An 11,831-nucleotide genomic window follows, 5' to 3' on the forward strand; every position below is an offset into this window, starting at 1 on the left:
TTGGATGATGGGCCCTCTTTGAAAAGCTTGGCAAAATAACTATAAATTCAGAGGGCGGTTTCTCGTCCCTATCAGGTAGCTGGATACTGCATTTGAAAAGACTGTTTCAGCATGTTGCATGGTTAGTATCAACAGGGCCTATTGCACTGCTGCTCTCCTCAGCAACCTTCGCAGCAGAGCGTACCGCATCAGTCACGGATACTGAAGTGATCAGCGTCACCCTGCTTATCATCACCTTGCTGCTGTTGATGCTGCTGGGCAACCTGCTGCGTCGTCTGCAGAAATCCAAAGCCCGATCCGAGCAGGCAAGGTTGCATCTGCATGATGCGGTGGAGAGCCTGTCAGAAGCCTTCGCCCTGTTTGATCGCAATGGCAGACTCCTGCTGTGTAACCAGCGCTGGCTCGATGACTACCCCTGGCTCAAAGATAATGACTGCGTTTACTGGGATGAGATCTGTAAGCTGAACGCCTCTCATCTGCTGCATACCGGATGCTGTGCCTCCTCTGATGGTAAGCAGCAACGCAACTACCTTGAACAACTGGCTGACGGGCGGTGGCTGCAAGCCAGTGATAACCCTACGCAGGAGGGCGGTATTGCCTGTGTCCGAACCGATATCACCCGCACACAAGAGGCCGAACTGGCACTGAAAAAGCTTGGCCGCGCCATGGAGCAGAGCCCGGTTTCGGTGATGATCACCGATACTCTGGGTATCATTGAGTATATCAACCCGCGCTTCTCAGAGGTCACCGGCTACAGCACTGACGAGGTGATCGGCCAACATGCCAATATTCTCAAATCCGGCGAGATGCCCGAATCAGTTTATCAGCATCTCTGGGACTCACTGCAACAGGGTGAGGAATGGCATGGACAACTACTGAACAGAAAGAAAGATGGCACGCTTTTCTGGGAGTCCTCGTCCATCTCTGCACTGCGTGATCATGATGGCAACACAACCCACTTTATTGCCGTCAAGGAAGATATCACGATCAAGAAAGAGGCCGAGGATCAACTGCGCATGATCGCTACTGTATTCGAAACCAGTACCGAAGCGATCATGATTGCCGATGCCGAAGGCCGTATCAAGATGGTGAATAATGCCTTCTGTCGCATCACCGGATACACCCCCGAAGAGGTGATAGGAGAGAGCCCCAGCCTGCTCAGCTCCGGCAGGCACAGCGAGTCCTTCTATGAAGAGATGTGGAACGCAATTCTGGTCAATGGTTACTGGTCTGGAGAGATCTGGAATCGACGCAAGGATGGCAATATCTACCCGGAGTGGCTATCCATTTCTGCCATTAACGACGCTTCCGGCATGGTAAAAGAGTTTGTCGCTGTGTTTTCCGATATCACGCAGCGCAAGAAGGATGAGGCCCATATCCGGCATCAGGCCTACTACGATGCACTGACTCAACTTCCCAACCGTGCACTGCTGGCAGACCGTCTTGAGGTTGCCATCGTCACCGCCGACAGAGACAACCAGAAGATTGCCCTGCTGTTTGTCGACCTCGATCGCTTCAAGAACGTCAACGATACCCTGGGGCATGAGTTCGGTGATGACCTGCTGCTACAGGTCGCAGAACGGCTGATCAGTTGTGTGCGTGAAAGTGACACCGTTGCTCGCTTTGGAGGCGATGAGTTCGTGATCCTGCTGCATAACATCAGCTCTGACCGTGATGCTGCGCTGATCGCCGAGAAGCTTATCAAGGCTATTTCGGACCCCTTCGTACTCAGTGGACGAGAAATATTCATCGGTGCGAGTATCGGTATTGCCTTGCACCCCGGCGACTCAGAAACCGCCGATGCCCTGTTGCGCAACGCCGATCTGGCCATGTATCGCGCCAAGCAGACAGGACGGAACCGATTCCAGTTCTTCACCTCTGCGCTGCAGGAAACGGCCAACACGCTGATGGAGATGGAGCAGGACCTGCGTATCGCCATGGAGCAATCGCAGCTGGAGATCTATTATCAGCCACTGGTGATGGGAAGTAGCGGAAGAATTACCGGTGTAGAAGCGCTGCTGCGCTGGCACCACCCCAGACTGGGCATGGTATCGCCTGAAACCTTCATCCCGCTGGCTGAGGATACGGGGCTGATCGGCCCGATAGGGTTATGGGTACTGGAAACCGCCTGCTCTCAGCTGACTCACTGGAACAGCGAAGGTCACCATCTCTATCTGTCGGTTAATATTTCCGGGCGCCAGCGCGATCTTGGGCTGGATGCAACACAGCTTGCCTCGATTCTGGACAAAACCGGATTCAAACCCGATCAACTGGTGCTGGAAATAACCGAAGGGCTGCTGTTGGATTACAGTGACGACACCATTGTCTGGCTGCAAGCCTTCAAGGATATTGGCGTACATCTGGCGATTGATGACTTCGGTACCGGCTACTCATCACTGAGTTATCTGAAGCGCTTCCCGATAGATACTCTGAAAATTGATCGCGAATTTGTCCGCGACCTGACTCAGGACAGCGAAGATGCCCTGCTGGTCGAGGCGATCATCTCCATGGCCAAGAGCCTGAAGTTGAGACTGATCGCCGAAGGCGTAGAAACTGAAGAGCAGCGACAATTGCTGGATGAGCTCGGATGCCAGTTCCAGCAGGGTTATCTTTTTGCCCGCCCGCTACCGGCCAATGCGTTGAAAGAGTGGCTACTCACCTACAAACCTGAACGGATCCGCCGCACGTCTGAACATCTGCGTCAGATCAAATAGCTCTGACTTGCACACTTTCACCCGAAAAAGATGTGCAGATGATGCCAACGGCCTCTTCCAGTGTCGCTGTGAACTGACAGTTCGGCGTCGGCTTCACACCCGCCCGTGCCATCGCTCGCAAGGGCTGAAACTGCAGATCAGCAATCATCAGTCGAATCTCCTGCTTCTCGCAGTATCGTGAAAAGCGATCAAATCCGTTCAGACCTCCTGCATCCAGCAAAGGCACACCATCCATATAGAGTACAACACCCCTCTTATCCCTCACCGTTTCGGCCATCTCGTCAAACACTCGCTCCGCAGCAGCAAAAAACAACGGGCCACTGACTTTCAACACGACCCAGCCTTCTGGCAGCTCCACCGGAACATGCTTGCGCTGCGAGGATATATCCGTGAAACGGGTCATTCCGGCCAGGTCACGCATAAACAGTAGCGATGCCATCACGATACCTGCGGATATCGCCAGCACCATATCAAACAGTACAGTCAGAAAAAGGCAGGTCAGTAAAACCAGCACATCCCCCGCTGGCGCCTTTTTCAACAGATGCACAACCTTGTGTGCCTCGCTCATGTTCCAGGCAACCATCACCAACAAAGCTGCCATACTGGCCATTGGCAGCCAGGACAGAATCGGCGCCAGTATCAACAGACCCGCCAGTACCACCAGCGCATGGATCATACCGGATATCGGCGAACGGGCACCTGCCTTGTAGTTAGTAGCAGAACGGGCTATCGCCGCCGTCGCCGTGATACCACCGAAGAAAGGTGCAACCAGGTTACCAAACCCCTGCCCCAGCAGCTCACCATTGGCATGGTGTCGACGCCCACTCATGCCATCCAGTACCACCGCACAGAGCAATGACTCGATAGCGCCGAGCATGGCGATAGAAAAGGCAGCGGGCAGCAGCGCCTGAATCGTACTCCAGGACCACTGCAACGGCATACCATCAGGTCCTGGTTGCAACCAGGGCCATTGAAAAGATGGCAAGATTGGTGGAATCCCCTGACCGGTTGTACCATCCGCGAGGGTGTAGCTGAAACGGGTACCGATGGTTGCGACGTCCAGCCCATTGACGACAAATAGCCAGGCCAGCCCTGTGCCGATCAGCAGTGCCGGCAAGTGCCCCGGAACCGGGAGTTTCAGTCGAGGCCAGAAAATAAGCACCAGCAGTGTACTCAGCGCCACCAGAGTGTTGGCAATATCCAGCTCGGGCAGCGCACCGAATAACAGGGCTATCCGATGCATGAAGGATTCCGGATCAACACTCATCGGCAGTCCGAAGAAGTCCCTCATCTGCAACACGACAATGACTATGGCAATACCCGAGGTGAAACCCAGCGTGACCGATTCGGGAATATATTCGATCAGTCTACCGAGGCGCGCAATCGCCAGCGCCACCAGGATAACACCTGCCATCAGAGTTGCCACCAACAGGCCAGCCAGGCCGAACTGCTGTGTCACCGGATAGAGAATCACCACGAAAGCCGCCGTCGGGCCCGAAATGCTGTAGCGTGAGCCGCCACTGAGTGCAATCAGAAACCCGGCAATAATGGCAGTATAAAGCCCATATTCGGGCCGCACGCCACTGGCAATCGCCAGTGCCATGGCCAGAGGAATGGCGATGATCCCCACCGTCACACCCGCCATCAGATCCCCCATGAGATCCCGATGACTGTAACCCTCTTTGAAATTCTCGCGAAGTGCGCTGGCAAAGCTCAGCGAATGAAGCCGGGAGCGCCTTGATGTGGGCATGTCGTAAAGCGTCCTTCAAGATAGAACCGGAAGATATGAATCAGTTATTTATCTATAACCATAAACCTCACAAGGACAATATACAACGGGATAACCATACTTCAATAGTCTTATATACACCTGAAAATACCGGGTATTTATCACCCACTGCCTACTGTAGAATCAGCGCCAGATTCTTTACTCGATAGTCACAGTTCATAACTTCTAAGCACCACTATCGCCTGACTACTTACTTAACTATTTGTTTAACTATTTGTTTAACTATTTATTAACTACTCGGAAACCATCATGCGCCTTGCAGAAATTGAAGCCCTGATGCTGAACATCGGGATGGTCATCTTTGCCGGTTTCATCTTTTTCATCATCTATGATCTGGCCAAGAAATCCAACGCCGGGAAATTCGGCACCTTTATCCTGTTCTTCGTATTGGGGCTGGGGTTGGCAGCCTTTCTGTTGAAAACGATTCTGGTCGCTGTAATAGAGGGTGGTTGAATAACACTGCTGCCGCTATCCCTTGCGACACTTAATCCTTGTGACACTTAATCCAAGCAGCACTTATCATCTATACTAGTGATTCAGCCATAGCCACAGGTACTCATTGAAATGCAACAGAAAATAATCCAGGTCGCCGATATTGCCGTTGGCAACGACAATCCCATGGTTCTCTTCGGTGGCATGAATGTGCTGGAATCGCGTGACCTTGCGCTGTCCATTGCCGAGCATTATGTTGAAGTCTGCCAGAAACTGCAGATCCCCTATGTTTTCAAAGCCTCATTCGACAAGGCCAATCGCTCGTCACTGCACTCCTTTCGCGGCCCGGGACTGGATGAAGGCCTGAAAATCCTGCAGGAGATCAAGCAGACATTTGGCGTTCCGCTACTGACAGATATCCATGAGCCAGATCAGGCTGCACCGGCCGCAGAGGTGTGCGATATCATCCAGTTGCCAGCCTTTTTGTCACGCCAGACTGATCTGGTGCAGGCAATGGCTTCCACTAACGCCGTCATCAATATCAAGAAGGCGCAGTTTCTGGCACCCCATGAGATGAAGCATATCCTGCACAAGTGCGAAGAGGCGGGTAATGATCAACTGATTCTGTGCGAGCGTGGAACCAGCTTCGGCTACAACAACCTTGTTGTGGATATGCTGGGCTTCAGCATTATGAAAGAGTTTGGCTATCCGGTCATTTTCGATGCGACGCACGCGTTGCAGATGCCAGGTGGACGTTCTGACTCCGCCGACGGACGCCGTGCTCTGGTCGCGCAACTCTCGCGTGCAGGTTTGTCACAGGGTATTGCCGGGCTGTTCCTGGAATCTCATCCGGATCCAGACAAAGCCAAGTGTGATGGCCCCTGTGCGCTGCCACTGGCCAAGCTTGAACCCTATCTGGCGCAGATGAAAGCGATAGATGAACTGGTGAAATCCATGCCACCGCTGGATACCTCTGCCTGACAAAAACAAGTATCGCCCCTGACAGGCAAGCCGGAGACTGAGAAAAGGAGTAAAGATGGACAGTAAGGACACCCGGTTACCCGCACTGCTACCTGATCAGAAATTGGGGCCGAGCCATCACAGTTTCAGGCTCAACGCCACGGGCGGCACCCATCCGTTGGGTGAGTTATGGAGTGCGCAGGACATTTCGACTTCTGGGTCTCCAGAAGTCACACTCCTGATACTGGATACCAAGCTGGCCAGGCAGGATGCGTTTCTGGACCAACTCCGACGCGCCATGCTGCTGTCCCGCTCCATATCGCACCCACACCTGGCCAGTTGCTACGGTCTGTTTTCCGATCGCAGCGGGCACCGTTTTCTTTCCTTTGAATCTCTGGGCACTCGGACGCTCGCCTCCTTGATTCAGCACAACCAACTCAAGTCGCTGACATTGCAGCAGAAGCAAGGGCTGGTGATACAGACTGCCAAGGCACTGGATGCCGTCTCACGTATTATCCACAAGCCACATGGCGGACTCTGCCCTGAAATGATTTTCCTGCCTCCCGGCAAGGGAGTGAAGGTTATCGGGTACCATTGGCGCACAGCATTAAACCCCTACCTGGACTCGATGAGCAACCCTCTGTCCTGCAGAGCATACCAGGCACCCGAGGCGTTCCACGCTCAACCGCTTGGCATAGCGGCTGACATCTACGCGCTGGCAGCACTGATTTATCAGATATATCAGAACAAGCCCCCCTTCAAATCCAGCGATGATGAATCCACCCGCTTTCAGCGAGAACTTCGCCCACCATCGGGACTGAAACCCGCTCAGTGGCAGGTGTTGAAAAAGGCTCTCTCGACAGATATCGACGACAGACAAAGCTCTGTGCTGGTCTTGCTCAAAGAGCTGTATCAGGACTCGGCCGATGACAGCAGCCCTGAGAATATCAGCGAACTGCCTGGCGCCAGTGACAAAAAGGGCAAGTCTAATAAGAAAGACAAAAACGCAATCACTGCGCAGCGTAAAAAAAGATCTTTGCCGCTTGCATTGAAACACCTTGGCGAGCATGCCCGTGCAGCCACCTCCCGCCTCAGCGCACTGCTTAGCCGTGCCAATACCCGAGGCTTTCGCCTGTTTGCTGCAGGGGCTCTGACGGGAGTGCTGGCAGGTGTACTGATCGGACTGGCACTGGGTTATCTGATTGCTCCCACTGGCAGCGATCTACTTGAACGGGAACAGGCGCGAGACGCAGCAGCACAGACCACACTCTCCAGACTGGAAAACAGTAACTCTGATACCCCGATCGCGGGTACTACAGGTGAGAGTACTACAGGTGAGAGTGCAGAGTTGCCACCCCCCCTACCCGACAGTGAGCGGGTAGTACAGGAGCAGATAGCACAAGAACTGATAGAACAGGAGCAAATAGCACAGGAAACCGAAGCACCCGAAGTGATCGACACCAGCACACGTGTGTTTCAGGATCATTTTGGAGAGGGCCAGCATGCCCCACCCATGGCTGTTGTGCCTGCCGGCAGTTTCATGATGGGTGATCTGGATAACCGAGGGGATGATAACGAACGGCCCGTGCGTGAGGTCACCATCAAGCATCCCTTTGCTCTGTCGAGACACGAGGTCACCTTTGCCGAGTATGATCAGTTTGCCCAGTCCACAAGACGTAATCTGCCGGATGATGAAGGCTGGGGCAGAGGCTCACGCCCGGTGATCAATGTCAGCTGGCATGATGCAGTGGCCTATACGCACTGGCTCAGTCGACAAACGGGGCACTCTTATCGCCTGCCAACCGAAGCCGAATGGGAGTACGCAGCAAGAGCCGGTACCGAGACCAGTTACTGGTGGGGAAATGAACTCCTTGACGGATACGCAGTCTGTGATGAATGCGGCAGTGAATGGGATGGCGAGCGCACTGCACCCGTCGGGCAGTTTCCAGCCAATGCCTGGGGGCTTTTCGATATGCACGGCAATGTGGATGAATGGGTTCAGGACTGTTATGAGGACTCCTACATCGGTGCTCCTGACGATGGATCAGCCAGGATAAATGCTGGCTGCACACATCAGGTGATGCGTGGCGGATCCTGGTTTGATATTCCGCGCCTGATTCGAGCATCAAGTCGCTACCGCCACCCGGCCAATGCCAGCCGAAACACCTGGGGATTTCGAGTTGCCCTCGATCTGCCCGACTGACAACCTGTCGGACACATCATTTAGGAATATCATCATGCGTCTTGGAAAGTTTAACCTTAATCAACTGAGCATCGCTCTACTGGCAACAACATTTGCACTCCCTCTTCCAGCTTCCTTGCTTGAGATAGATCGTCAGCAACAGGAAAGTTTGACACTGACACTCTATAACCAGGATATGGCCCTGATTGAAGATGTCCGCCGACTGCCGATTCTGAGCGATGGACAACGTCTGAATATCAAGGATATCAGTCCACTCATGCTGCCCGAAACTTTACGTATTCGCGGTGCCGGCACCATTCTCGAACAGAGCCTGCAACTGGGCACTCTGAACTTCGACAACCTGCTGCACGCCTATCTGGGCAAGCCGATGCAACTGGCTCGCCTGAACACAGCCACCGGGCAGGAAAGCACTCTGGATGGTGAACTGCTCTCTCTTGACGGCACTCAGGCGATTTTTCGTATACAGGACAGGCTGGAAACTGTGCCCTTGCACTCTGAACAGTGGCGTTTCCTGTTCCCGGAGATTCCAGAGGAGCTCCAGCCTGATACTCGCCTGAGCTTCAGAACAGCAGGCACAGCGGATCAGGGCGAGGCGCGGCTCAGCTATATCACTCAGGGTATGGGCTGGCAGATGGACTACGTTCTGACGCTGAATCAGGATGCCTCATCAGTCAACATCGAAGGGCTTGCATCACTTTATAATCAAAGCGGCACACATTATGACAATGCCCAGATCCGCCTGATGGCGGGTGATATCGAGAAACCCAAAGCGCCGCGAGATCAGATGATGCGCACCATGGCGGTGATGGAGAGCGACGGCTTCAGTCAGGGACCTGAGAGCGTTCAGGATTATCATCTGTATCGTCTGCCAGAACTGTTGAATCTGCAGGATCAGGAACACAAGCAGGTGCCGTTGATTCAGATCCCTGCCCTGGCAGCCGGTATCAGTTACCAGCATCAGCTCATGGTCTACCCGTATCTGGATCAGCAACGCTATACTCTTCAACCCGATATTCTGTTGAGCTTCAAGGCACCGGCAGGCGATGATGCCTCAGCTCCTCTGCCATCCGGTCAGGCACGCGTTTTCAGGCCGGACGCTCAGGGCGAGCTGCAATTCATAGGGGCTTCACGTATCGGTAATATCGCTTCGGGTGAAGAGGTGGAGATGACGCTGGGTCGCGCATTTGATCTGAGTATCAGCCGTCAGCAGACCCACTACAGCAAAACCTTCGATGGCCACCTGGTGGAGCAGCAGATCACTGTGAGCAACAGCTCTGATAATGCGCGCTCACTGCGTCTCAGTGCAGGCTTCCAGCAGCAGTGGGAGATACAGGAATCCAGCCAGCCGCATCAGGACGACGGTGCTGGCAGTGCTTACTGGATTCTGGATGTGCCGGCAAAAGAGAGTAAAACGCTCACACTACGGGTGGCACTGAAGGATCATAAATCGTGATCAATTAGTCACGACAGGTCTGGATGGAGAGCGAATCCACTCACTCCATGAACCGGCGTAGAGTTTTGCGCCGGTTAACCCTGCATGCTCCATTGCCAACAGATTATGGCACGCGGTCACCCCTGACCCACACATGTGAATGACCTGGTCAGGCCTGTATTTGCCCAACATTGCCTGCCACTCTTCAGCCAGAATATCGGCGCTCTTGAAAAGCCCATCCTGCAGGTTATTGTTGAACGGGCGATTAATCGCACCCGGAACATGTCCAGGCACAGGGTCAATCGGCTCGACCTCTCCCCTGAAGCGCTCCGCTGCTCTGGCATCCACCAATAGATAGGTGCGCTGCTGCAGTAGTTGCTCCAGTTGCTCGCTGGTGACGACTGCATCCATCAGACTGACGGGTTCAAGCGATATATCCTCGGCGGAGGCTGCAGTTGCCGGAATGCGCTCCTCCAATTGATCAGGAAAGCGTGCCTGCCAGGCAGGAAAGCCTCCATCCAGCAGTGCCACCGGCTGATGCCCAAGCATTCGGATCAACCACCAGGCACGCGCCGCAACCGTACCACCGGCATCATCATACACAACGACTTGTCGCTTCTCAGATAAGCCCAGTTGCTGCAGATGCCAGCCAAGTTTTGTCAGATCAGGCAACGGGTGTCTACCGGTATGTGGCGCAACAGGCGATGAGAGATGATGATCCAGGTGCAGGTAATAGGCACCCGGTATATGCCCTTCGAGATAACTGCGCTCACCATACTGCACATCGCCCAGATTGAAGCGACAGTCGATAATCAGCGGATCAGAACACTCCGCCAGTTGTTCAACGCTCATCAGGGTAGTGAACATCTCTCACCTCCGCGGTGGGGTATTAAAGATAGGCTTGTAATGATTGCTGCAGAAGATCCAGTTCATTCTGCAGTTTATCTCTGGCTTTTTTCTTTGCGCCATCCACTTCTGCCTGCTTATCGGCCAGAACCTGGCGCGCTTCGACAGCAGGATCACTGGCCTGTTTGACCTGGTCCAGTAAAGGCTGAATCTGAATCATTACCGCGCGCAAACGACCCTGTTCGATGCGCTCCAGCTCTTCAGCACTCTTCTCTTTTTTCTTCTGCTCTTCTACCGGTGCAGTGGCAATATAGGTCAGAGGGCGAATGCCGACCGCAATACGGGCCTTTTCCAGCAAGGGAGAAGCATAGGCTCTCGCCTTCTCGGCACCACTCTTCAGAACAGTTTCGACATGCCCGAGATCGTTCATCAACTCATTATAGCGGGTGCGTGGTTCAGTGAGCCTGGCATCCAGAAACTCAAACAACTCCTGTTTCGCATCACCCCAGGCAATCCCTTCCAGAAAACGCTGGCGCATTGCCGCTGTCTCCTGCTCGTTGGCAAAGCAGCGATAGAGCTGGAACAGCGTACTGTCATCCGGATCTTTCGGCTCGCCCGGCTGGCGCAGATCTGTGCGTATCTGGAAAATCAACGAACGCAGCGTGTCACGATCAGCAAACAGCGGGATGGTGTTGTTATAGCTTTTGGACATCTTACGCCCATCCAGCCCCGGAATCAGTTTTGTCTCTTCATCCACCTGCGCCTCGGGCAGCGTAAACAGTGGTTCATACTGGTAGTTGAAACGACCGGCAATATCACGTGCCATCTCGATATGCTGAATCTGATCCTTACCGACCGGAATGATATCAGCATTGAACATCAGAATATCGGCGGCCATCAGAATGGGGTAATTGAACAGCCCCATCAGCACGCCATCATCCAGATCCTCCTTACCCGCTTCACGGTTCTGATCGACGGACGCTTTATAGGCATGCGCACGGTTCATCAGACCCTTGGAAGTCAGGCAGGTCAGAATCCAGGTCAGTTCGGTAATTTCAGGAATATCAGTCTGGCGATAGAATACCGCCTGCTCGGGATCAAGCCCCATAGCCAGCCAGGTTGCGGCTATTTCACGCGTCGAGGCCGCAACACGATCCGGCTCATGACACTTGATCAGGGCATGAAAATCAGCCAGGAAAAAATAACTTTTAAAGGCAGGGTTCCGGCTAGCTTCAATAGCCGGCTTGATCGCACCCAGGTAGTTGCCGATATGCGGAGTACCGGTTGTAGTGATTCCGGTCAGTACGGTTTTTTGACTCATCTGCTGCTCTTACGCCCAATGCTCGATACAAATAGCGCTCTATAATACACAAAATAAGGCGTTGCTGCCTGTCAGTAGCACCTTGATTAAAACCATAGTTGGCAAACAATCCAACTCACGTTATAGTTCGGTCG

At 53.6% G+C, this 11,831-nt stretch carries 8 protein-coding genes; 5 read left to right on the top strand and 3 right to left on the bottom strand.

Going from position 1 to position 11,831, the window contains the following annotated elements; all coding sequences use genetic code 11:
- The first annotated feature begins 92 nt into the window (after nt 1-92).
- Nucleotides 93-2,714 carry an EAL domain-containing protein gene (locus ACK3CJ_RS15985; RefSeq protein ID WP_409523210.1) on the top strand — a complete coding sequence of 874 codons (2,622 nt, stop codon included), beginning with the start codon at nt 93-95 and terminating at the stop codon, nt 2,712-2,714.
- Here the strand turns inward: ACK3CJ_RS15985 and dauA are convergent.
- Nucleotides 2,707-4,464 (bottom strand): C4-dicarboxylic acid transporter DauA, encoded by a 1,758-nt coding sequence (dauA, locus tag ACK3CJ_RS15990; protein ID WP_409523211.1) that lies wholly within the window; start codon nt 4,462-4,464, stop codon nt 2,707-2,709. The genes ACK3CJ_RS15985 and dauA overlap by 8 nt on opposite strands.
- Nucleotides 4,465-4,752: 288 nt before the next feature.
- Here dauA and ACK3CJ_RS15995 point away from each other — a divergent pair, with 288 nt between their 5' ends.
- The 4 genes from ACK3CJ_RS15995 to ACK3CJ_RS16010 all read left to right on the top strand — a co-directional run bounded on the left by ACK3CJ_RS15995 (nt 4,753) and on the right by ACK3CJ_RS16010 (nt 9,551).
- Nucleotides 4,753-4,956, top strand: a complete 204-nt coding sequence (locus ACK3CJ_RS15995) for a DUF2788 domain-containing protein (RefSeq protein WP_151703016.1) — start codon at nt 4,753-4,755, stop codon at nt 4,954-4,956.
- A 111-nt stretch (nt 4,957-5,067) separates the two neighbouring features.
- Nucleotides 5,068-5,916, top strand: a complete 849-nt coding sequence (gene kdsA, locus ACK3CJ_RS16000; protein WP_409523212.1) for a 3-deoxy-8-phosphooctulonate synthase — start codon at nt 5,068-5,070, stop codon at nt 5,914-5,916.
- 55 nt (nt 5,917-5,971) lie between these two features.
- On the top strand, nt 5,972-8,098 hold the full coding sequence (locus ACK3CJ_RS16005) for an SUMF1/EgtB/PvdO family nonheme iron enzyme (RefSeq protein ID WP_409523213.1): 2,127 nt from the start codon (nt 5,972-5,974) through the stop codon (nt 8,096-8,098).
- A 34-nt stretch (nt 8,099-8,132) separates the two neighbouring features.
- On the top strand, nt 8,133-9,551 hold the full coding sequence (locus ACK3CJ_RS16010; RefSeq protein ID WP_409523214.1) for a DUF4139 domain-containing protein: 1,419 nt from the start codon (nt 8,133-8,135) through the stop codon (nt 9,549-9,551).
- On the opposite strand, the gene ACK3CJ_RS16015 is transcribed toward ACK3CJ_RS16010, so the two are convergent.
- Together ACK3CJ_RS16015 and ACK3CJ_RS16020 are read right to left on the bottom strand one after the other, a co-directional pair.
- Nucleotides 9,552-10,397 (bottom strand): sulfurtransferase, encoded by an 846-nt coding sequence (locus tag ACK3CJ_RS16015; RefSeq protein WP_409523215.1) that lies wholly within the window; start codon nt 10,395-10,397, stop codon nt 9,552-9,554.
- 22 nt (nt 10,398-10,419) lie between these two features.
- Nucleotides 10,420-11,697, bottom strand: a complete 1,278-nt coding sequence (locus tag ACK3CJ_RS16020; RefSeq protein WP_409523216.1) for a tryptophan--tRNA ligase — start codon at nt 11,695-11,697, stop codon at nt 10,420-10,422.
- Nucleotides 11,698-11,831 lie beyond the last annotated feature (134 nt).

The sequence above is a fragment of the Nitrincola salilacus genome, assembly GCF_046271865.1.
In the GTDB taxonomy this organism is placed as follows: domain Bacteria; phylum Pseudomonadota; class Gammaproteobacteria; order Pseudomonadales; family Balneatricaceae; genus Nitrincola; species Nitrincola salilacus.

Coding starts and splice junctions, on each gene's coding strand:
- ACK3CJ_RS16005 (WP_409523213.1), top strand. CDS start 5,972: ATGGACAGTAAGGACACCCGGTTACCCGCACTGCTACCTGATCAGAAA.
- ACK3CJ_RS15995 (WP_151703016.1), top strand. CDS start 4,753: ATGCGCCTTGCAGAAATTGAAGCCCTGATGCTGAACATCGGGATGGTC.
- ACK3CJ_RS16010 (WP_409523214.1), top strand. CDS start 8,133: ATGCGTCTTGGAAAGTTTAACCTTAATCAACTGAGCATCGCTCTACTG.
- dauA (WP_409523211.1), bottom strand. CDS start 4,464: ATGCCCACATCAAGGCGCTCCCGGCTTCATTCGCTGAGCTTTGCCAGC.
- ACK3CJ_RS16020 (WP_409523216.1), bottom strand. CDS start 11,697: ATGAGTCAAAAAACCGTACTGACCGGAATCACTACAACCGGTACTCCG.
- ACK3CJ_RS16015 (WP_409523215.1), bottom strand. CDS start 10,397: ATGTTCACTACCCTGATGAGCGTTGAACAACTGGCGGAGTGTTCTGAT.
- kdsA (WP_409523212.1), top strand. CDS start 5,068: ATGCAACAGAAAATAATCCAGGTCGCCGATATTGCCGTTGGCAACGAC.